Here is a 23,369-nt window from a genome sequence, read left to right on the forward strand (position 1 = left end):
AATGGGTAATACTTTAACTGTAGTCACCATTAATATTATAAGAGACTGGAAATTAGTAGCAGTAACAAATACAAGTGCTGCGACTAATACCAGTCTTAAATTAATATGTGATTACTTAGTGGCGGAAATGACGCATGCCAGTAAATACCATCGCAATACCGTGCTCATTAGCGGCCGCAATGGTCTCATCATCACGCATAGAGCCACCTGGCTGAATGATAGCAGAGATACCCACTTCAGCAGCATTATCGATGCCATCACGGAATGGGAAGAAGGCATCTGAGGCCATAACGGCACCTTCAGTGGCCAGTCCAGCATGCTCTGCTTTGATAGCAGCGATACGTGCTGAGTTAACGCGGCTCATTTGGCCCGCGCCAACACCGATAGTACGTTGACCTTTTGCATAGACAATGGCATTCGATTTGACATATTTTGCCACATTCCAGCTGAACAATAGATCTGCTACTTGTGCTTCAGTTGGTTGTACGTCAGTGACGATTTTTAGATCGTTTGCCGTAATCAGACCAAGGTCTTGCTCTTGTACGAGCAGGCCACCATTGACGCGTTTGTAGTCAAGCTGACTATCACGCTGATCTGGCGCTGGTAGCTCGCCACATACCAATACGCGCACGTTTTTCTTAGTAGCAGTCGCTTCAAGCACACCGTCTTCAATGCTAGGCGCAATGATGACTTCTACAAATTGATTATCGATAATGGCTTTTGCCGCAGCAAGCGTCAGTGGACGGTTGAATGCAATGATACCGCCAAAAGACGACTCAGGATCAGTGCTAAAAGCAGTGCGATAAGCAGCTACTTGGTCATTATCAACCGCGACACCGCAAGGATTGGCATGCTTAACGATAACGCAAGCTGGTGCACTAAAGGCTTTAACACACTCAAGGGCTGCGTCAGTATCAGCGATATTATTGTATGATAGCGCCTTACCTTGCAGTTGCTTAGCCGTTGCAATAGAAGCTTGCTGGCTTTTTAACGGCTGGTTTTCAGTGTAGAAAGCGGCGTTTTGATGTGGGTTTTCGCCATAGCGAAGATCTTGCGCTTTTTCTAGCTGTACATTGAATGTACGTGGGAAGTTCTCTGGTTCCTGCGTCTCATTGACACGGCTGCCTAAGAAGTTGGCAATCATACCATCGTACTGCGCAGTATGCTCAAAGGCTTTAACCGCTAAATCATAGCGTAGAGTCGTTGTCAGTTCAGTGCCACCATCTACAGCAGTCAGTACGCGGTCATAATCAGCAGGATCGGTCACGATGCCGACATGAGCGTGGTTCTTTGCGGCTGAGCGTACCATGGTAGGACCACCAATATCGATATTTTCGATAGCATCGTTCATTGTCACGTCAGCACGCGCAATCGTCTCAGCAAACGGATATAAATTTACCACAACCAAGTCAATACGCTCGATTGCGTGCTCATTCATGACAGCATCGTCTGTACCACGACGTCCCAAGATACCACCGTGAATTTTAGGGTGCAGGGTTTTAACACGGCCATCCATCATCTCAGGAAAGCCCGTATAGTCAGACACTTCCGTCACAGCGACATTGTTTTCTGTAAGTAATCGATAAGTACCGCCAGTAGAGAGTAAGCCAAAACCTGCTTTGATAAGGCCTTGAGCAAACTCAACGATATTGGATTTATCAGAGACCGAGAGTAGGGCAAGTGGGGTTGTACTCATAAAAAATCTTCCATAAAAAAAGCCTGACGTAAACGTCTGGCAAGGTGATGATGGCAACAACGGTAGACTATATCGCGATAGATAAAGCCATGCACATTCAATTGCCATGCATGATGATTAGTAATAATGGGTGAGCTCATATAGCAGTGCTACATTAAGTCGTAAGTTTTGAGTTTTTTGCGTAAAGTACCACGATTGAGGCCTAGGATTTGTGCACACTTGGTCTGATTGCCGCGAGTTTTCTCTAGAACCACTGACAATAGAGGCTCTTCGACTTGCTTTAAGATAAGCTCGTACAAGTCGGTAGGCATCTCATCACCTAGCATAGCAAAATACTGGCGAACGACACGTTCAACATGTACACGCAAAGGCTGCTGTGCGCTACTCGCAGCACTCTCTAACGGGAACTCAACATCGTGAGCGACATGGTGATAATCTTCTTTATTATAGTCGGCAGGATGCTCAGAGCTCTTAGCAAAATGATGGGCATGATGCTGTGCATGAGGTGCCATAAGATAATATCCTTGAAATGAAAAAAGAGTCAAACCATAAGATGTCAGAATAATAGTATATCAAATTAATATCGTCTAGCGCTGACAGATTGACGGCTATCTTAACGGCAGCGACATGTTAGGCTTATTCTATTGCTAAAAATAGCATTCAATAAAGTGGTGTCATCGTAATTTCGCGAATTTGTGCATTGTCAACGGGTATGGTAAATAGTAGTTGCCTGTTATTGCTAGCAGCTAGCTGGCTTGGTTTACCCAATAAATAGTCGTTAGGCCCTGCTATAAACTCTCCAATGAGTTTATCTGTCCCATAAACACTGACTTTTATATTTGGATAGAGCTGTGCTTTTGTGCTTTGATTGTTCAAGGTCGCACTGATATCGCTAAACGCACCTGTTGTTTTAATTTGACTTGATCGATGACTTGGATTGGCGATAGTCAAAGCTGTCAGATCAGCGCTTGGCAAGCTACACGCCGCAATAGAGCATACCGTTTGGAGGCGCTGCGCATTGGCAGGGTTCTTGACTAACGTCTCTAGGTTAAACATAACATACTGCGCGGCAAGTAATAGTGCTAATACTAAGCATCCCAGTATCCAGAGAATAGATGCAATTGAATGTGTTGTGGATGTTGGCGCAAACTGTGCTTGAGCCTTGTTTGCGCGTTCTGTAACAGAATTGTCTTCGTCCCTAAGAGGTACACCCATATCTATCAGTAGTTGTGATAAATCTGTACTATCTACTGATTTGGCTTCGCGTTTATTCTGTTCCTCAAGAAGTGCTTCTAGCCATGAGTTATCAGCTGTGTCGTTGATACTCGCATGAATATCATTGGCAGCAGTTGAGCTCAGTACTTCTTGAGTCATTGAGGAATGTTCTGTTGCAATACGATCGGTAGGGGGTGCTACAAATTGCTCTTGGCTTTTATTATTGGTTTTAGAAAATATGGTTGTCGAGTTGTCAGTTGTCGTGGCAGAATTGGTATCGCTCACTTGCGTCAGCCAAGCATCCATGCTGTCTAGTGAGTCGTATTCTACAATGTTGTCTTCTGGCTCATCGATATCCATATCATCATAGATCAAGTCGTCATGAATCAACATATCAGATGAACGTTTCTTATTGAGTGAGGGCTTCGCAGTATTTGATATATTAAGTGCTTGATTACGACTACTGGTAGAGCTCTCGGGTCGATTACTCAGCTTGGATTGAGCATTTTGATATGCTGTAGCAGTATGTTGATGTTGAGTGGAGGAGCTGTTGGAGGTATCAGGGGTTACGATAAGGTGTTGATTGACCGAAAAACTTTTTTGGCACTGAGTACAGTTAATAGTAGCGTTGGCTTTATTTAGTTGATTCTGTTGCACTTTAAAGCAAGCTTGGCAATGAGGGCACTGGGTTTTTATTGGGGTGGTCATAGGGTCGAATCCAAAAAAGTATGGTTATCTATACCGCTTAGCCACTCACCAACAGCTACCATGCTTTTTGAAATTCTATAAATCATGAGCAACGACAGAGTGGCGTCAAACATGTAACGTTTGACTGCCCTCTATCGTAACAGATGTAATTAAATGTTGCTAGCTAGTAAATGTACCAGATAAACGCTGCCAATGCTGGTCCTCTTGCGCGGTAAAGGCATGCTTTGGATCGAGTGCAAAATAGGGTTGATAAGCTTCCATGACTTGTTCAGTCTGAGACTCGATTAGACCTGCCAATACGATGCGACCTTTTGATGCAATCAATGTCGAAAAGTAAGGTGCTAAGCCAATTAAGGGTTTGGCCAAAATATTGGCGACAATCACTTCTACAGGCAAAACATCGTTTTGTGAGCAGTAATTTGTGAACTCTTCGGGTAAGAATGCTTGCAGACGGTCACCAACATGATTACGCACTGCATTTTGATTGGTTGCGAGTACAGCTTGTGGATCGATATCGACTGCATACACTTGGCGTGCACCCAATAATAGAGCGGCGATACCCAAGATGCCTGAGCCGCAGCCATAGTCGATGACCACTTTATCTGTCAGGTCTTGCTCTGTTAACCAGTCAAGACAAAGACGAGTCGTGGCATGATAGCCAGTACCGAAGGCTAAGCCTGGATCCATAATGATATTGGTCGCCTCTGGATTGGGCGGTGTAAGCCAGTCTGGCACAATCCATAAGTCATTAGCGCATTCGATAGGATGGTAGTTACTCATCCATTCGCGCTCCCAATCCTTGTCATCAACAGCCGTTAGCCAAATACGAGTAGCTTGGACTTGTGCGGCGATTTCATGGCTGAGCTGCTCAACAGCCTGACGGCTACCATCATCAGTAGTGGCATCAAATAGCCCTGTCAGTATGACTTCATCCCATAGCGGTGACTCACCGGGAAGTGGTTCAAACAAAGGCTGATCACCTGCATCATCTAAGGCAATAGATAGTGCGCCAGCTTCTAATAAAAGCGCTTCAGCCAAATCGACGTTTGATTTTTCACATTGTAAATGCAGTTGTTGCCATGCCATAACGATAACCCTAAGCTAAAATAAAAATAAATGTATGTTTTGGATAAATGATAACTGTAGTGAGCGATTATTAGCGTAAAGCTCGTCTTGCTTCACTAACGACGCGTGAGTTACCTTGAGCTTGCCCTGATTGTAAAATGATTTGCCACAGCGCTCGTCTGCGACTGGCATCTTGAGAAACGCTAAGGCCACGACGTGCCATTGCTTCTGCCTTACGAGGTTGGTTCTTTTTCAATGCCACTTGCGCCAGATAAAAATATACGGCTGACGATTTGGGTGCCAAGCGCTGTGCACGGGTAAAGCTGTTTTCAGCATTCGTTAATTGTCCTGATTTCAGTTGATTAACGCCCACCTGCATCAAGTTACGAAATGCAGGCAAGTTACTGTTATTACTTGCTGATTGTTGAGAGCGTTGCTGCGAGTTTTTTCTTGCCTGTTCTAATAGATCATTGTGTGACGGTACTGAGGGCTCAGAGATGATATAGTCATTGCGCGATGGTATGGCAATGCCCAGATCAGGCTCTGTCGCCACTGGAGTAGGTGGCTCAAATACAGGCGTTTCTTGTGTCAATGGGTTCGGCGACTCGAGCTGTTCGGGTGGAGTATAAGGCTCAATTGGGTATTCGTTCTCATCATCTGCTTCAACGATGGGTGCCTGAGTCACAGTTGTCGCAGACGTGACTGGCGACTGTGATGACGGGATTGTTTGAATAGGTGTTGTTTTCATTGCAGCTGAGCTATCTGGCGCAGTCTGACATGCGCTAAGGCTTAGCATGCTGCAAAGGATGCCACCTACAACTAGAGTATTCACTGGCGCAAATTTTTTCTGCCACCAAGATATTGTTTGTGTCACAGAGGCAGATTGCTGTAGAAATGAGACCATATTGAGACCTTTTTTAAATATCAGACGCTACATATTAAAAATAATGTTAAAACCATTCAATAGCACGGTCATACCACGTATCAGCGCGGTTTTGACCTTCATTATTTTGTCCATTACTGTCTTCTGAATCACCAGCATCAACCGCTTCACCGTTTGGGATATCTAAACCTTCGCGACGACGTTGCTCATTGATCGCGCTCTGCTGATTTTGGAATTGCGATTGCTCACGAGCACTGTCTTGTTGATATAAGCTAAGCGCGCAGCTACTGGCTTCCTCTGGTAAATGTGCTGACATGACAGGTAAGTAGCGAGCATTGGCACAACGTTCATTAGACAGCTTGCCTGAGTTGTTCTCGAGCCACAACCATTCGATACCTTCTGGCTCTGGTAGCGCCACCGGAGTGAGTTTGAGGCGTTTCATATAATCGACCCAAACCGGTAGAGCACCTGTACCACCACTTAAGCCAATGGGCTTGTTGTCATCACGACCAACCCAAACAACACTAACATAGTTACCACTGTAGCCTGCAAACCAAGCATCACGGTAGTCGTTTGTCGTGCCCGTTTTACCGGCGAGATTCAGATTGCTGCCAAGTGATTGAGCACGTCTAGCGGTACCGTTTGACACCACTTGTTGTAGCGCGTAGTTGGTCAAAAAGTTGGTCTCAGGTGGAATACTACGCTGAGTATTGAGTCCGGTACGCTGCAAAATACGACCGCGATCATCAATAACCGTGCGAATACTATGAATAGGCGTGCGGAAACCGCCAGTCGCAAAGACTTGGTAAATACCTAACATATCCATCGGGCTCAGATTGACAGACCCTAATAACGCTGATGGGTATGGTGGTATTTCTTCTTTAACGCCCATGCGTTTTAGTTGTTTAGCAAAAGTATCAACCCCAAATTCCATACCTAAGCGTACCGCCGCTTGGTTATAAGATTGCGACAGTCCTGTGGTCAGTGGTACATAGCCATGATCACGGTTGTCATAATTCTTAGGACTCCAATCGGTACCATCATTCAGGTTGACTGTGATAGGTGAGTCATCCACCGAGCTTGCTAAGTTATAACGACCACTCTCAAGCGCGGTCATATAAATGATTGGCTTCAATAGAGAGCCAACTTGACGCTTGGCATCGACAGCGCGGTTAAAGCCCGTAAACTCACTGCCACTACCGACGACAGACACCAATTCGCCAGTTTCAGGGTTGGCACTGACGAGCGCGCCTTGTAAATCTTTGGTTTTGCTACCGCTACGGCGTAGTTCGCCAAGTTTTCTATCAACCGCCTTATCTGCTGCCAACTGAGCAATAGGGTCTAGGGTACTAATGATGATTAGACCTTCATTTTTGAGATCATCAGAGTAATAGACATCATTGAGCTCACGTTTGACGATGTCCAAAAAGTCAGGGAACTGGCTCTTGCCCTCAGCAGGCTTGTCCACGATACCGAGCGGCTGTTTTAGAGCTTTGTCATAGTCCTCTTGGCTTAGTGTGCCCATTGCGAGCATGTTACCAAGCACCACGTCACGACGAGCTTTTGAATCATTTGGATTACGACGTGGGTTATAAATGCTCGGACCTTTTGCCATACCAACTAACATGGCTTGCTGATCTATACGCAGCTCATTAAGTGGTTTATCAAAATAGAACTGTGATGCCAAACCAAAACCATTGATAGAGCGATTGCCGTTTTGACCCAAATAAATTTCGTTCAGATAGGTCTGTAAAATTTCATCCTTACTATAATGCAGCTCAAGCAGTACCGCCATCAACGCCTCATTGGCTTTGCGTTTGAGGGTGCGATCAGAGTTGAGATAAAAGTTTTTGATCAGCTGCTGGGTGATGGTCGAGCCACCTTGTCTAGCGCCACCAGAGAAGTTATTGAAAACGGCACGAGCGATACCGCGTATCGAGACGCCTTTATGCTCATAAAACGCGCGATCTTCGGTGGCAATCAAGGCATCAATTAGTGGCTGAGGCACGTCATCTAAAGAGACAACCATTCGATCTTCGTTACTATCTGGATAGATACCACCGATACTCACTGGCTCTAGACGAATGATGCCGCTTTTGGCAGGTAAGGTGCTTTGAATAGAGTCAACTTTATTGCCAGCAATGGTCATTTTGATGACTTGCTCAGCATCTATATCGCTCGAGCTATAGGTAAAGCCGCGTGTATGGATAAAATAAGTATTACCCGATCTATGATAAGTGCCAGTACGATCATAAGACTTGTTGCTCTGGTAATTAAGCAACTCTAGCCACGTTTTCATCGTATCTCTATCGATATTGGCACCTTGATATAGCTCAAGCGGCTGTGAGTATACTTTAGCTGGAATATCCCAGCGCTTGCCTTCGAACTTATGAGTAATGGTGCGATCAAGCTTGACCAAATACAGTGCAAATAGCACCATGCCAGCGATGATGATAATTAAGAGAAGACTACTAAATACCAAGCCGCGCTGCTGTGAAGGTAAGGCATTCATAGCAGGTTTAGATGATGGTGATAGCTTGGTACTTGGTAACTTAAAATTGGATTTTTGCACGGATGTCGCACCATTTTTGGATAAAAAACTGCCTCATAATGACGCAAATTGACAAATTTTTCAATCTATCATCGTTAACGAGGGCATTCATTGGTATTAGACCATAAGCAATGGTACTGCCTAGGGTGACTGCTTGTAGTATAATCTCTATTAAAATACTGATACTTATAATCAAGTATCAACATCTTTCAATTGGGTTAATAAACGCCATATAAGATAACAATCTATGATAACTGTCACGATGTATTTTGTATGAATCCGCCGTTGCTGTTAACTATTTTGAAAGACCTTAAGTACAGTCAATGATAGAAACCTTGCTTAGAGTGAGAACCCTTTAAACAAGCCTATCCAAAGGAAGTACGTCCGATTATGTCTAGTATTCCATCATCAGTATCATCTGCTACCAATCATTCTTATGAAGACAACTCTATTACTGACGGCTTAGTGCTACCCCTTGCTGATCACTGCTTCCATTGCGGTGATCCAGTGCCTCAGCCGCCGTTTCATACTGAGATATTAGGCAAGTCGCGTGAGATGTGTTGTATGGGCTGTCAATTGGCGGCTCAAAGCATTGTAGAGGCTGGGCTTGAGCAGTATTATCTTGACCGTTCGGAGATTAACCGTACAGCAAGCTTACCGACCCAGCTGACGCGTCTCGAGGTCTACGATCATGACGAGATAAAGTCACAGTTCGTTTACGCGCAAGATGGTATGTCGGTGGCGGAGCTGTCTGTTAATAATTTACGCTGTGCGGCCTGTACTTGGCTGATTGAGTCGCGTCTTGATGAGCTAGAGGGTATTAGTAAGTGTCAGGTAAATTTGACCAACCAACGTATGCGGGTCATTTGGGATGAAAACAAATTACCCATCAGTCGCATTTTAGCGGTCATCAACGAAATCGGCTACGAAGCCAAGCCTTATCGCCAAGATACTCATGAAGCCATGCTGGCACGTCATAATAATCAAATGCTATTGCGTCTCGGCATCGCTGCACTAGGTTCGATGCAAGCGATGATGTATGCCGTTGCGCTTTATTTTGGTGAGTATAGCGACATGTTAATATTTCAGCGCGACTTTTTGCGTTGGGTTTCTTTGTTTGTGAGCACGCCTGTTTTCTTCTATGCTGGTATTCCTTTCTTTACCTCAGCCTGGTCAGCGATTCGTGCACGCCAGGTCAATATGGATGTGCCTGTTAGCCTTGCCTTGATTATTACCTTCTTTGCCAGTCTATACGCCACCATCACTGGACAAGGAGAAACATACTACGATTCGGTTAGCATGTTTATTTTCTTTTTGCTGGCAGGACGCTATATCGAGCATAATGCCCGTCTAAAAGCTGCGACCATGGCCAATGATCTGGTCGTAGTAGAGCCAGTATTGGTACAAAAAGTGGCTGAAGACAAATCAGCAGCAGAGCGTATTTTGCAGCAGATCATAGACAATGAGTCTCAACAAAGTGAAGCCATCGAAGATGAGGCGAAAAAGGTATCAGGTGCGACGGCAGAAATTATGCCTAAGTTTATGAAGGGTATTGATGCCAATATTTATCAGCTCACATCACGTATTGCTCAAGATTGGCAGCAGTCACGTAATCAACAGAATGTGACAGCACAGTTAGAAGGTGATGTGGTATCAAAGCAGATGGTGACAGCTCATAGTTTGCAAGTGGGTGACATTATTTTGGTTGAAGCGGGCTCGGAGATTATCAGTGACGGTATCTTGTTAAGTCCAACTGCAACAGTCTCGCAAAGCCTACTGACGGGCGAAGGTGATTTAATCATTAAGTCCCAAGGCGATTATATTGTTGGCGGTGCACAAAACGACAGCCAGCCGTTTGAGATGTTGGTGACAGCGCTACCAAAAGACAGTCAAATAGGGCTGATTGATAGACTGATGAACCGCGCCATGAGTGAAAAACCCAAACTGGCGCAGCAAGCAGATAAGCTGGCACGTTGGTTTGTGGCGCGCATTTTGGTTTTATCCGTCTTGGTATTTGTCGGCTGGTATATCGTTGATCCAAGTCAAGCTATTTGGGCAACAGTCGCCGTATTGGTCGCTACTTGTCCTTGCGCCTTGTCATTGGCGACGCCAATTGCCTTGACCGTCTCGACCAATCGTCTAGCCAGCTATGGTTTTTTGACGACGCGCGGGCATACGTTGCAAACATTGGCTGAAATCACTCATGTTGCTTTTGATAAAACAGGTACGCTCACCTATGGGAAGCCAAACCTATTAAATATTGAGATAATCGAGCCAGTAAACCAGACTGATTCTGTTAACTCACCATCAACAGCACAAAAAGACACGCTATTGGCAATCGCAGCTTCCTTAGAAGTAGGGAGTCGTCATCCCATTGCACACGCGCTGCTTACCGCTGCCTATCAGTTACATCTACCACCGACGAGTGCCATGCAGCATTATCCAGCAGGCGGGGTGGAAGCGATGATTGATGGTGTGATATATCGTATCGGTCATAAGAATTTCGCACTAGGCACTGATGTAAGTAGTATGGATAAAAACAATGGTTTAACCATCGATTTGCTAACCCAGCGCGCGAGCTCAGCGGTCGTTTTATCTTGCCAAAAAGCAGATACAAATGAATGGCAGGCGCTCGCATGCTTTTATTTTAACGATAAGGTACGTGATAGTGCAAAATCCATGCTGGATACGCTAAAAGGGCTGGGTATCGAGTCTGTGATGTTGACTGGTGACCCGAGTCCGCAAGCACTGGTAATGGCTGAGAGCCTAGGGATGCAGGCCGCTTATAATGGTTTGTCACCGACCGATAAGGTCAATCATATCCAGCAGCTGCAATCTAAAGGCGCGGTTGTGCTCATGGTGGGTGATGGCATCAATGACGCGCCCGTACTGGCGGCAGCAGATGTGTCCACCTCGATTGCTGGCGCGGCCGATTTGGCACAAGTATCTAGCGACAGTATTATCCTAAATGGTCAAATAGAGGCCATCACAGCTGCCAAACGTATTTCTGATAAAACAGAGCGTATTATCAAACAAAACTTCCGCTGGGCGCTCGCTTACAACAGTATTGTTCTGATACCAGCGGCTTTAGGTTACGTACCACCATGGCTTGCTGCGATTGGGATGTCACTTAGCTCATTGTTTGTCGTGTTAAATGCGCTACGCCTAAAACGTGCTTAGTTAAGAAGAACTATAAAACCTGCCCACAAAAAACCGCCTGCAACTATGAATAGCTCAGGCGGTTTTTTCTGTACAAAATTTCTATTAGACAGTTTGTTCAATTAGTCTTGTAGATAGCTCAATAGACGCATGAACTCAATGTACATCCAGACTAGCGTGGCAAGAATACCAATGCTGAACAACCATTCGTAGTCTTCAGAAATACCCATCGCCACGCCGCGATCGATATTATCGAAATCCAACAACAGCGTGAAAGAAGCGATAACGATGACAAATAAGCTAAAACCAATAGCGATAGCACCACCTTCGAACAAGAATGGTAAGGTTGAGCCAAACGCTAGAGACAGTACCCACTGTGCTACATAAACAAGCATGATCGCAATCACGGCTGAGGTCACGATAGAGCGGAACTTTTCAGTGACCTTAACCAAACCTGAGCGATACAGCCCTAGCATGACCGCTGCTGTAACGAAGGTCGCACACATTGCCGTGACTGGTACCGTTGGATACATTCTCATAAAGAATAATGAGATACCGCCCAAAAAGATACCTTCTAGCAATGCGTAAGGCACGGCCAACGTCTTGGCTTTTTGTGGCTTAAAGGTAATAAAAAGGGCAAGAACAAACGCAGCAATCATGCTACCGAAGGCTGCCATGGTAATAAAACCTTGCGATAAACCTGCCATAAGCGCATAAAAGAAAAAGCCCACACCAGTAATAGCTGATAACCCAAGTAACAGGCTGGTCTTTTGAATAACGCCTTTGACCGTCATTGGATTACCGCCGATCGCAAGTTCTGCGCGACTGACAATAGGATTGGCCATACATAAGTCCTTAATAATAAAATATAAAAATAGAGATGCTGCTACTTTAGCAAAACCGCCGTTATTGTCAACTGTGTTTGCGTGACAGCCGTTACAGCTCAACCTAGTAGTCTAAAAACCTAAGCAGACAAGCAAGTATGAGCAAGGCATCTGATATATTTTATATGGGGCCAGTTACGACAGTTAACAACGATAATTCATAAACATGCTAGTCTAAGCGCGCATTTATCGCTATTATTGCCCTGTACTTCACCGTTATACCGAGTCGTTTTATGGAAAACTCAGCGCAGTCAGCAAGATTGCCACACTTACACGAGTCAGAGCTGTTCCACGCTATCAAAAATCCTGCTTTTAGGCGTATTGGCTTGATGGGCCGTGCTGGTAAACGCAGCGTCACGCAAAGTCTGGTACAGATTGCCCAAACCATCAACGATATGAATTTGACGTTGATCATGGATGTACAAACGGCCAACTTACCAACGCTTAACCTCACAGAAGTAGAAAGAGTCAAAATCGTTAAACGTGGCTTGATTGGTGAGATTTGCGATTTGGTCATAGTCGTTGGTGGTGATGGATCGATATTGCATGCTGCTGAAGCATTGGCACGCTACCGTGTCCCGGTATTAGGGGTTAACCGTGGTCGTCTCGGGTTTTTGGCAGATGTCAAACCTGACGAAGCAGCATTTAAGCTACGCCAAGTATTGATGGGCGATTATCAGTTGGATCATCGGTTTTTATTGACGATGGAGATACGAGAAGGGCGCAAAATTATCCATGAAGACATGGCGCTCAACGACATCGTACTGCACGCAGGCAAATCGGTACATATGATCGATTTTCAGATGAAGATTGACGGACATGATGTTTATAGGCAGCATAGTGATGGCTTGATAGCAGCGACACCGACTGGTTCAACCGCTTATGCTCTATCTGGTGGTGGCCCCATCATTCATCCAAGTATGGATGCCATCTGTCTGGTGCCCATGCATCCGCATACGTTGTCTAGTCGTCCGATTGTCGTCAGTGGTAATAGTGAGGTTTGTATTCGTATTCACGAAGACAATCGCACGCAGCCGATGGTCAGCGCAGATGGCAAACCAAGCGTACCGCTTGAGCAAGAACAGCGCCTGTATATTCGTAAGCATCCTGATAAGCTCACTTTACTGCATCCGCCTGGGTTTGACTTTTATGAAGCCTGTCGTACCAAGCTGCACTGGAACGTACATGCCGAAGAATTTAGTCTAGATGTCGATGATGATATTATAGAGGATGAATGAGCGTATCTATTAGGGCATGTCTTCAAGTCGTCTAATAGTCATCAAAAAATATGATGCAAAAATAGTAGTGGAGAGTAGGCAAGATGGATAAACAAACAATACTAGCCAGTCTGACACCGGAAGTGGTTGATAAATTCCGCATGGCGATTGAGCTAGGTAAGTGGCCTGATGGTCGTAAAATTACCGCTGAGCAGCGAGAAACCTGCATGCAAGCAGTGATGGTATGGGAGCACGAGCATCTACCACCTGCCGAGCGTACGGGCTATATCCACAAACCAGTAAAAGACGACGGTTCAGTGGTTGGTGCTGAATGTGATGTCGAGCACGAGCATCATTATCCTAATATGCCGAACCCGAAAGGGGCGGTGCAACCTGTGAAGTTTCGTAATAAATAAATCTATAAACAGTCAATAAAAAAGCCACGCTAATGAGCGTGGCTTTTTTTACTTTATTAATCATTCAATCACTACACATATTTAAATTGCAGTCGTGTCGACACTAGGACGAACCGTTAGCGGATTTTTTTGCATCAAAAATCCTTTCCATCCCCAATGCAAAAAGTTGCGAATATTAGCATGGTCGGTACCGTTAGGCGTTGCTTGAACTTTGGCATAATGTTCGCCGAATAGTTTTAGCGTATCTAATTGGTTTAGACCGTGATGCTTAGCAAATCCAAAAATCTTTGCACTGCCTTCGTTTTCGCCAGCTGCATTATGTACCATTCCATTCACAAATGGGGCAGGAGAATAGCGATAAAAATCATCGATAAAGCTGATGACATCATTGAATCCAATGGCTTTTTTATTCAAACCATTAAGTAATGCCGATACATCTGATTGGCGGATACTCATAAATAAATGACCTCAGAGCAGTTTAAAAAATAAAAAATATAATGCTTATGTATGCTCATTAGTCGTTGAGCATTAAGTATTATAGATTAGCGATTGAAGTAGTCCTCGTCATCGAACGAAGGCGAAAAGTTGCCTTGCTCAAGATGTTGCATTTGCGACTGTACAGAGCGCTCATGCTGAATACGTTGATAAATCTCTTCGCGGTGTACGGCAATATCTTTAGGTGCATTCACACCGATACGTACTTGATTGCCTTTGACGCCCAAAACCGTCACACTGACTTCATCGCCAATCATTAGCGTTTCGCCCACGCGGCGTGTCAAAATTAACATGCGTCACACTCCTTATGTCGCATCAACAAATTATTACTCATCAGATTACTTCTCAATTGCAGAACATCACCGCAGCACTAAACATGTCATGTATCAATTATTACGATGCTTGACGTTGTGCCAATAGCGGCAATGATAGGTAGATTCATTTAGCCCAAATGAAAGCCCCATTATAGGTGGCATAACAGATACTGTCACGGTTTTTTCACAAAACTATTAGGTAAATGCTCATTTCAACTATGCTAAAAAATAAAAATAGGACCTAAAAAGATCCTATTTTATTTAAGTACTGTTTTTATTTGGAGGCTATTTATTTACATACGATGTAGCGTTATTCATAGCGGTTAATAGATAGCCATCAATGCTAAAGCTGTATTTTAACAGTTTTTTGGCCTTATAGCCCAGCGATTTTGCTCTCGCCGTCTTCACGGTCAAGACCAAAGGCAGTATGCAGTGATTTGACCGCTTTTTCTAAGTGCTGATCTTGAATCAAAACAGACACTTTGATTTCGCTGGTCGATATCATTTGGATATTGATATTGTTCTCAGCCAGTGTTTGGAACATGAGGCTCGCAACCCCTGCGTGTGAGCGCATACCAACGCCAACTAGTGAGACTTTGACCACTTCGCTGTTGCCTGAAATCTCTTTGGCTCCAATCTCGTCTTTGACTTCTTCGTTAAGCACTTTTAGAGTCTTGTCCAAGTCAGTGCGATTGACCGTGAAAGTAAAGTCAGTGGTACCATTGTCCGAGAGGTTTTGGACAATCATATCGATTTCGATATTGGCGCGGCCAATTGGGCTTAAGATAGCAGAGGCGATACCAGGATGGTCAGGTACACCGCGTACTAAGATTTTTGCTTCGTCTCGGTTGAATGCGATACCTGAGATGATTGCCTGTTCCATATTGTCTCCTTCGTCTATCGTAATTAGGGTGCCCACGTTGTTTTGAAACTCTTGGTCAAAGCTACCGTCAGTGTTTTCATCAAAGCTAGATAAGACGCGCAGTGGCACGCCGTATTTGCCAGCGAATTCTACTGAGCGAATCTGTAGGATTTTGGAACCAAGACTTGCCATCTCAAGCATTTCTTCAAAGGTAATTTTTTCAAGCTTTTTGGCTTTTGAGGTGACACGAGGGTCAGTGGTATAAACGCCATCAACGTCAGTATAAATTTGACATTCATCAGCACCCAAAGCCGCCGCAATCGCAACGCCTGTCGTATCAGAGCCGCCGCGTCCCAATGTGGTTGCATTGCCTTCTTCATCAATACCTTGAAAGCCTGCCACAATGACGATATTGCCAGCATCTAGCTGCTCGCGTATGTTTTTATCATCGATGCTTTCGATACGGGCCTTATTATGGGCGTTATCGGTTTTAATCGCGACTTGACGACCAGTCATTGAACGCGCACCAATACCAAGCTCTTTAATCGCCATCGCGAGTAGTGAGATAGAGACCTGCTCACCGGTTGAGACCATCTGGTCGTACTCACGTGGGTCAGGGTTGTTACTGATTTGGCGTGCTAGATCAATCAAACGGTTGGTTTCACCACTCATGGCTGAGACCACAACCACGACTTGATGACCATTATCATGCCAACGTTTGACTCGTTTGGCGACGTTTTTGATGCGGTCGATACTGCCCATCGAGGTGCCGCCGTATTTCTGTACTATTAACGCCATAAAAATTTACCTGTTATTCATTAATGACCTTTTATTATCACTGATAAGTGTCAATGTGATACTCGTCAATGCGTGTATAGATAAAGCCAGATTATAAGAGTTATGCACTATATGTGTCATTCGTTTAGTGGTACTGCATCAACGGTAATACATGAGCAATATTGTCAAACGTTGACCTTTATACCATATCTACAGCATAACTTTAAGTATCAGTACCGCTTAGATACATGGCGATTGGTTATAGTTGCTATAACCAATCGCATATCCCATGCCAAGTAAACCAGAGTAAGGCTCTGAGTTACTAGGCCTTTTATGACTAGCTAAGCTGGGTTTCAATCCAAGCAGGTAGGGCATTGATTACGGCAGGACTGTTGCCAGACTTTGGTGCGCCGCCCTGTGCGTAGTCAGGTTTACCGCCACCTTTACCACCAAGCTCGCCTGCTAAATGACGAATGATATCACCCGCTTTGATTTTAGCAGTAACAGATTTAGCGACGCTCGCTGCGAGAGCTAATTGGTCATCTTTATCACCAATTAATACAATCACACTATCAGGCAGTTTTGATTTGATATCATCCATTAGCGTACGGATGGATTTGCCATCAACACCGCTTAAGGTGCTGATAAGTACAGGCGTACCTGCAATAGTCTGCACATCATCGAGTAAGTTAGCGGCTTGAGCGCTGGCGATTTTTTGCTCTAAGCGCTCTAGCTGTTTTTCAAGCTCGCGTTGCTTATCTGCCATGGTGCGTACACGTTGGGCAACTTCAGGACGTTTGACTTTTAGCTGGCTTGCCAACTCACTCAGTTGTTGCTCGCTTTGCTGAATGTTTTTGACCGCATTCATACCCGTGACGGCTTCAATACGGCGAATACCAGCAGCAATACCCGACTCACTGGTGATTTTTAGCATACCGATATCGCCAGTGCGCTCGACATGTAGGCCACCACATAGCTCGATAGAAAAAGGCTTGCGCTGACCATCTATGACACTCTCTGTACCCATGGTAAGTACGCGAACATCACTGCCGTACTTTTCGCCAAATAACGCCATTGCGCCTTGATTCATGGCCTCATCAATCGACATGTGCTCGATACGGGCAGGAGTATTGGCTTGGATTTGCTCATTGACCAAGCGTTCGATACGCGTGATTTCAGCAGCACTGACAGGCTTGTCATAAGCAAAGTCAAAACGTAACACTTCGCTTGAGACTAATGAGCCTTTCTGCGTGACTTCATCACCCAAGACTTCTCTTAGTGCTGCATGTAATAGGTGAGTGGCAGAGTGGTTTTTGGCACTGGCTGCACGAATGCTTGAGAGTACGTGGGCATCCGCCGTTTGCTTGGGTTTGATATCACCCATAGTCACCACACCATAATGAATGATGGCTTGACCAGATTTTTTGGTATCTTGTACTTCAAAGACACCTGATTCGGTGCGGATTTCACCAAGCTCACCCACTTGACCGCCGCCTTCCGCGTAAAATGGCGTGCGATCCAATACCACCACGCCTTCCATACCTTCCGTTAAGCTATCTGCTGGATTGCCGTCTTGATAAAGCGCGTCAATAGTCACGCCGTCTTCTTCAAGCTGCTCATAGCCGATAAATGTCGTTGGCGTTTCTACTTGGATGACACTGCTGTAATCGACGTCAAACTTGCCAGCATCACGCGCACGCTCACGTTGTGCCTGCATATGCTCATCAAATTCGGCTTCATCAATAGCGATACCGCGTTCACGAGTGATATCGGCAGTCAAATCAAGTGGGAAACCATAGGTATCATAGAGCTTAAATGCTGCTTCACCAGATAGCGTATCGCCATCTTGTAAGCCTTCAAGTTCGCTGGCAAGTAAACGTAAGCCTTGTGCCAGTGTTTTAGCAAACTGTGCTTCTTCTTTTTGAATGGCACTTTCGATGACGCTCTGCTTGTCTTTTAGCTCAGGATAGGCACTGCCCATTTCAGCCACAAGCGGGGCTACCATCTTATAGAAAAACTCACTATCAGCGCCAAGTTTGTTGCCATGACGTACTGCGCGACGAATGACACGGCGCAATACATAGCCACGACCTTCATTACTTGGCATGACACCATCAGCAATCAAAAACGCCACGGCACGAATATGGTCGGCGATGACTTTTAATGATGATTGTTGCTCATTATTGATTTCTAAAATGTCAGCCGCTGCGTCCATCAAATGAACGAACAAGTCGATCTCATAGTTGCCATGAACGCCTTGCATAATGGCACTAATACGCTCAAGCCCCATGCCTGTATCGACGCTAGGTGCTGGCAGTGGTAATAGCGTGCCGTCTTTTTGACGATTGAACTGCATGAATACGCAGTTCCAAATCTCAATATAGCGATCGCCGTCTTCTTCTGGCGTACCTGGCAGACCGCCTTCGATATCGGCGCCGTGGTCATAAAAGACTTCGGTACAAGGACCACAAGGACCAGTGTCACCCATTGTCCAAAAGTTATCAGACGCGTAAGGAGCACCTTTGTTATCACCAATACGAATGATGCGCTCACTCGGGATGCCGATGTTTTTATTCCAAATTTCAAAGGCCTCGTCATCAGTCTCATAGATAGTGACATAGAGACGATTTTTATCAATCGCTAACCACTGATCTGAGGTTAAAAACTCCCAGATATACTCAATACCTGCTTGCTTGAAATAATCACCAAATGAGAAGTTGCCAAGCATTTCAAAGAAAGTATGGTGACGGGCGGTATAGCCGACATTATCCAAATCATTGTGTTTGCCGCCAGCACGTACGCACTTTTGCGAGGTTACCGCACGTGTATAGTCACGTGGTTCCATACCCAAAAAGGTTTCTTTAAACTGATTCATACCGGCATTGGTAAATAGCAATGTCGGATCATTGTGTGGAATCAAGCTAGACGATGAAACTTGGGTGTGCTGCTTGCTTATGAAAAAATCGATAAAGGCTTGGCGAATATCGGCTGAGCGAAATGGCTGGCTCACAGCGGCTCCTTACTGACGGATAGAATTGAGTAAATGACATAAAATAATTTTGCAAGCGATTTTAGCACAAACGCCCAAGCTCTTGGTACAAGAGTTATAACTACTAGGTTATTATACGTGTGCTAGTCATTGCTTAATTTATAGAGTATGCAAACTAGTTGGTCAAAATTGCCGCATCCGTTTCATCTAATTTGTCTTGCGTCGTTGGATTGGACTCGATTACTTGCACAGGCAGATAACGTAGTTGAAGCTTAATTGGCAAGTACTCTGGGAAATTCTCTGCCATATCATTGGTAATGAGCGTTTCAATCTGGCGAACATCATATGAGCTCGGCAAAGTCTCTCCACGCACGATTGCTCGCACCACTTGATTTTCTTCTGAGGTATCAAACTGTGTATTGGTTAATACATTGCCTTGATCGATAAAGTAGTTGTTGATGGCTTCTTTTACACTACTTTCAAATACTTGCTGCTTGGCATTGGTCTGTAGATTGATGGTTAAGTAGGCACCTAAGCCGCCAAGTAGTAATAAAGTCACCGCGTTACGCTGCAAAAAGGTCAGATAGGTATTGGACTTATAATCGTCATCGACCAAACGACGAAACCCTAAGACCCATAAGACAAGCGCATTGGTAAACTGGATAGCAAGAATGTTGGTCGCTGCCAACAGAAGCGCACCAAGACCAAGCTGCATCTCGCCATTAGCGAGCAAGATACCGCTAGCAGCCAGTGGTGGTACTAAGGCTGTGGCAACTGCAACGCCAACAACAGCAACCGAGAGATGCGGAGATACCATCGCATACGCACCAGCCGTGCCACCTGCTAAGGCAATCATCAAATCCATGGAAGTAGGCTGGGTGCGAGATAGGATTTCTGCCGTTAGCGGTTGGTCTTTATGTAGCCAACCAACGATAAAGCCGACCAATACCACCAATGAGACACCGATAATGACGGTAAAGAGCGACTTACGTAGCAGTGGCATACGGTGATCGATAATTGCTAGTGCTATACCCGTGATAGGGCCTAGCATCATCGCAACCAACATGGCTCCGATGACCACGGCTGCTGAATTAGTCACTAGCCCATAACTGGCAATGATGGCAGATAAGATGTTCATGATGAAGTACATCTTGCTAGGCAGCGCGTTTGCCTCAATCCTAACCCGTACTTCTGGGTAATCTACCTTCTGATTACTAAATTGCTCGGCGACGAATTGCTTATAAGACTCAAGTTTGGCTTCTTTTTCCTCTTGAACCTCATCTTCGTCACTTTCGTTTTCTACATCGCTATCTTCTACATTAGTGTCTTTATTTTGGCTTTTATCTTCTGAATTACTCTCTTGATTGTCATCATCGCGACTAGATTCATTTTTTGTTTTTGGTTGATTGGCTGTTTTATTATCTGATGACTTTGCTGCGATGTTTGTGTCATCAGCAGAGTCATCAGCAAGATCGTCTTCTGCTTCTACCGTTACTTCAGCATCACTATCATCTTGAGCACTTTTTTCTGTTGTTTCTGCCGTATCCGACTGGAAGAAATCGGACTTTTCTTTCGCTTCTATAGTCTCTGACTCTGCAATCTCTGATGCTTCAGTATTTGACTGTGACTCAGGTTCTGTCGATTCTAAGGTTGCTACGACCACATCGTCACTGATGGTTTCCATCGTTATCTCAGCGTCAGGTGGCTGCGCACATTCAGTGTCTACTTCGGAGTCTGTCTCGCCATCTGTATCAGTCGATTGCTTATGTTGATTATCTTCGCTTTTATTGTGATCGACAGCGGCATCATCAACTACTGGATCAATTGTCGCGTCTTGATTGTGAGAGGCGTCAGTAGTGATTGGTGAATCGTTTTGATCCACTGAGTTAGGCGCAGTATTTTTTTTAGATGAGGACATAGCAGATAGCGTTCTTAGTAGGTAAAGAAAGTCATTATTGTAATGATAAATAGATAAAGATATAGGAGATTCTTGAAAATATAAAAAAGAGTTGAGAGAAGGTGGGAGTAAGAACTGGTATTTCTTATGATTAAGTCGAAAACCTTAATAATAGCATGGTTTTTATTCAAAAGTCATTCAATATAGATGCTACAATGGTTCACGGTAAATACTTACTTTTTTTGTGGAATTGAGGTTAAATATATTATATCCACAATAAAGATAAGGAATAACTTATGAACTGGCCATTATTTTCTGTCATATACTCAATGACAGCCACCGTGACTATTGGGCTTTTTATGATTGGTGCTCTCGTTACAGGGTTCGATGAGATATTTCATATTCAAATAGCGGTTGGATTGGGTGTTTTGGCTTCAATACCTGCAGGATTATTCTTTACCAAAAAAATTGGCAGTATTACTGGGAATGAGGAAGGCTATAAGACATAAAGGCGAACAGTAAGACATAAAGACAAGCAGTGTTATCGATGTGAAGTGGAAACACCTATCAACAAACAAAAAAAGACCTCAATATTGAGGTCTTTTTTGTCATCATTAGAATTATTTGCTAACTAGCATCGAAGCTAGTTCTAATAAGGTTCTATTTATTGAAGTTCGACAACCGCGCCATTTTCGATATTGGCATAAACTTCTAACACATCCCAGTTGGTCAAACGAACACAACCTGCTGAGCCTTGACGACTGATACCTTCAGGTACTGGTGAGCCATGTAAACCGTAAGAAGGCTTAGATAATCCCATCCAAACGACACCGACTGGGTTGTTTGGTCCTGGTGCTATCATATGAACTTTCTTTTGAGCGCCTTCACCAACGGTTGATTTATACCAAGGCATTTTCACTTTATTGATAATTTTGAACGTGCCTTTTGGAGACGGTGTGGCATCGCTACCGACGGTCGTCGGATAAGTAGCAACCAATTTGTCACCATTATAGGCATACAATGTTTTGTCGGCTTTGTTGGCAACCACGCGATTGATACGTTGGTTCAGCTTGTCACGAGTATTTAGTACTGTGATAGTCTCGCCAACAGCGTACTTTTTATTTTTGTTGAGTTTATCTAAGTAACGTACATCCATATGGAAACGTTCACCTAGCATCTCTTTAATATCTTGATAATAAAGACCTTTCATTTTTGACTTCGCTTCTGAACCAGAAGGCGTGGTCGCAAAATTGGTATTGATATCGTCTGCGGTCAACGTGTAAGTGACCAGTACAGGTTTGTTCGCAGGGATGTTTTTAACCAAGGCATCCCAAGTTTTTTGATCCATTTTACCAGTCGCTGGCAAGCCTTTCATCGTTTGGAAGTTAACAAGGGCTTTTTTGCTGTTCATGCCCCAACCACCATCGATAGGACCAGGAGAAGCATGGTTCCAATCGAGCAGCGCCTGCATTTTGATGGTCATCGCTGAGTTGACTTTCATATTAGGTGACCAGACAGCACCATTCACTTGCTTAGCATAGTTCGACAAGTTCAGCGTTGTGTGCTTCTTACCATCTTTATCTTCGATATTTTTGATGGTTGGATCGTCGCTGAAGTCTTGACGCTTCTCACTCTCTGGTAACTCAAAAGCGAGTGGATCAGATGAGTCGATAGATGATAGGTCGCTAGGCGCAGCGACGGCTTGACCTTCACTAATGTCATCATTGCGGTCAGCTTGCTCATCTTTGCGCGTTAGTTCTGCTGCGCTCATATTGTCAGCAGCTGGGGCTGGCACGTTTTGGTTGGCTTCTTGCTTATTATTGATAAGCTGGTTCATGCTGTCGACTGGTTTCGCTTTCTCTGTATTTAACTGTACAGTAGCAGCGCCATCTGAGCGACTACGGTTCTCTTGCACATTAAGGCTGACCTTTTTTGCAAGGCCTGGCATAGCGTCAGCCGTGCGTACTGGCAATGTGCGAGTACTATCGGCAGGTGCAGCAAGTGCGGCTACACTGGCACTTACAGCTGCGATAGATATGGCAGTAATAATTGGCTTTATTTTCATCATATTGAGTCACTTGTGGTTGCTACTAATGCGGCTATTATGCGCATAATTTGATTGCATCGCAAACTTTTGACACATCTTTTTGCATTTAAGACTTGCCAAACGTCAACTGCTGACGTATTCGCTACAGTTGGGTAATAATTTAACCAAGGTGTGTATGGCGTCGTGCTCGATTC

The 23,369-nt window shown here is 44.6% G+C and carries 16 protein-coding genes and 1 pseudogene; 4 read left to right on the forward strand and 13 right to left on the reverse strand.

Annotated features, from left to right (window positions below; all coding sequences use genetic code 11):
* Nucleotides 1–115 precede the first annotated feature (115 nt).
* The 6 genes from purH to mrcB all read right to left on the reverse strand — a co-directional run bounded on the left by purH (nt 116) and on the right by mrcB (nt 8,139).
* Nucleotides 116–1,696, reverse strand: coding sequence for a bifunctional phosphoribosylaminoimidazolecarboxamide formyltransferase/IMP cyclohydrolase (gene purH, locus ACHUET_RS06185; RefSeq protein ID WP_394211509.1), 1,581 nt, complete (start codon nt 1,694–1,696; stop codon nt 116–118).
* Nucleotides 1,697–1,845: 149 nt separating this feature from the next.
* Nucleotides 1,846–2,208, reverse strand: a complete 363-nt coding sequence (gene fis, locus ACHUET_RS06190) for a DNA-binding transcriptional regulator Fis (RefSeq protein ID WP_394211511.1) — start codon at nt 2,206–2,208, stop codon at nt 1,846–1,848.
* Nucleotides 2,209–2,356: 148 nt separating this feature from the next.
* Entirely contained in the window at nt 2,357–3,619 is a 1,263-nt protein-coding gene (locus ACHUET_RS06195; RefSeq protein ID WP_394211512.1) for a DUF3426 domain-containing protein, read from the reverse strand.
* 159 nt (nt 3,620–3,778) lie between these two features.
* A complete protein-coding gene (gene prmA, locus ACHUET_RS06200; protein WP_201599813.1) occupies nt 3,779–4,705 on the reverse strand; it encodes a 50S ribosomal protein L11 methyltransferase in 927 nt (308 codons plus the stop codon).
* A 70-nt stretch (nt 4,706–4,775) separates the two neighbouring features.
* Nucleotides 4,776–5,588: a tetratricopeptide repeat protein gene (locus ACHUET_RS06205; protein ID WP_394211515.1), complete on the reverse strand. Its 813-nt coding sequence runs from the start codon at nt 5,586–5,588 to the stop codon at nt 4,776–4,778.
* A 46-nt stretch (nt 5,589–5,634) separates the two neighbouring features.
* On the reverse strand, nt 5,635–8,139 hold the full coding sequence (mrcB, locus tag ACHUET_RS06210; protein ID WP_394211516.1) for a penicillin-binding protein 1B: 2,505 nt from the start codon (nt 8,137–8,139) through the stop codon (nt 5,635–5,637).
* Nucleotides 8,140–8,508: 369 nt separating this feature from the next.
* Here mrcB and ACHUET_RS06215 point away from each other — a divergent pair, with 369 nt between their 5' ends.
* On the forward strand, nt 8,509–11,298 hold the full coding sequence (locus ACHUET_RS06215; protein WP_201599818.1) for a heavy metal translocating P-type ATPase: 2,790 nt from the start codon (nt 8,509–8,511) through the stop codon (nt 11,296–11,298).
* A 101-nt stretch (nt 11,299–11,399) separates the two neighbouring features.
* Here the strand turns inward: ACHUET_RS06215 and ACHUET_RS06220 are convergent, their stop codons facing one another.
* The gene (locus ACHUET_RS06220; protein ID WP_058024171.1) at nt 11,400–12,122 is read right to left on the reverse strand and encodes a Bax inhibitor-1/YccA family protein; all 723 of its coding nucleotides are present in this window, start codon (nt 12,120–12,122) and stop codon (nt 11,400–11,402) included.
* Between the two features lie 272 nt (nt 12,123–12,394).
* Here ACHUET_RS06220 and ACHUET_RS06225 point away from each other — a divergent pair, with 272 nt between their 5' ends.
* Entirely contained in the window at nt 12,395–13,399 is a 1,005-nt protein-coding gene (locus ACHUET_RS06225) for an NAD(+) kinase (protein ID WP_201599821.1), read from the forward strand.
* An 83-nt stretch (nt 13,400–13,482) separates the two neighbouring features.
* The gene (locus tag ACHUET_RS06230; protein WP_201599824.1) at nt 13,483–13,794 is read left to right on the forward strand and encodes a YeaC family protein; all 312 of its coding nucleotides are present in this window, start codon (nt 13,483–13,485) and stop codon (nt 13,792–13,794) included.
* 81 nt (nt 13,795–13,875) lie between these two features.
* Here ACHUET_RS06230 and ACHUET_RS06235 read toward each other — a convergent pair whose 3' ends face one another.
* The 5 genes and pseudogenes from ACHUET_RS06235 to ACHUET_RS06255 form a co-directional block, all read right to left on the reverse strand.
* Nucleotides 13,876–14,250 carry a HopJ type III effector protein gene (locus ACHUET_RS06235; RefSeq protein ID WP_201599830.1) on the reverse strand — a complete coding sequence of 125 codons (375 nt, stop codon included), beginning with the start codon at nt 14,248–14,250 and terminating at the stop codon, nt 13,876–13,878.
* 164 nt (nt 14,251–14,414) lie between these two features.
* Nucleotides 14,415–14,582: pseudogene (gene csrA / locus ACHUET_RS06240) on the reverse strand (carbon storage regulator CsrA); the annotation flags it as partial.
* 394 nt (nt 14,583–14,976) lie between these two features.
* Nucleotides 14,977–16,263, reverse strand: a complete 1,287-nt coding sequence (locus ACHUET_RS06245) for an aspartate kinase (protein ID WP_058024167.1) — start codon at nt 16,261–16,263, stop codon at nt 14,977–14,979.
* A gap of 316 nt (nt 16,264–16,579) precedes the next feature.
* A complete protein-coding gene (gene alaS / locus ACHUET_RS06250) occupies nt 16,580–19,252 on the reverse strand; it encodes an alanine--tRNA ligase (RefSeq protein ID WP_201599832.1) in 2,673 nt (890 codons plus the stop codon).
* A gap of 154 nt (nt 19,253–19,406) precedes the next feature.
* Nucleotides 19,407–21,149, reverse strand: coding sequence for a DUF389 domain-containing protein (locus ACHUET_RS06255; protein WP_201599834.1), 1,743 nt, complete (start codon nt 21,147–21,149; stop codon nt 19,407–19,409).
* 275 nt (nt 21,150–21,424) lie between these two features.
* Here ACHUET_RS06255 and ACHUET_RS06260 point away from each other — a divergent pair, with 275 nt between their 5' ends.
* Nucleotides 21,425–21,637 carry a hypothetical protein gene (locus ACHUET_RS06260; protein ID WP_102090391.1) on the forward strand — a complete coding sequence of 71 codons (213 nt, stop codon included), beginning with the start codon at nt 21,425–21,427 and terminating at the stop codon, nt 21,635–21,637.
* 155 nt (nt 21,638–21,792) lie between these two features.
* Here ACHUET_RS06260 and ACHUET_RS06265 read toward each other — a convergent pair whose 3' ends face one another.
* Entirely contained in the window at nt 21,793–23,196 is a 1,404-nt protein-coding gene (locus ACHUET_RS06265) for a L,D-transpeptidase family protein (protein ID WP_193834241.1), read from the reverse strand.
* Nucleotides 23,197–23,369 lie beyond the last annotated feature (173 nt).

This window comes from Psychrobacter piscatorii, assembly GCF_043641605.1.
Classification (GTDB): Bacteria; Pseudomonadota; Gammaproteobacteria; order Pseudomonadales; family Moraxellaceae; genus Psychrobacter; species Psychrobacter piscatorii_C.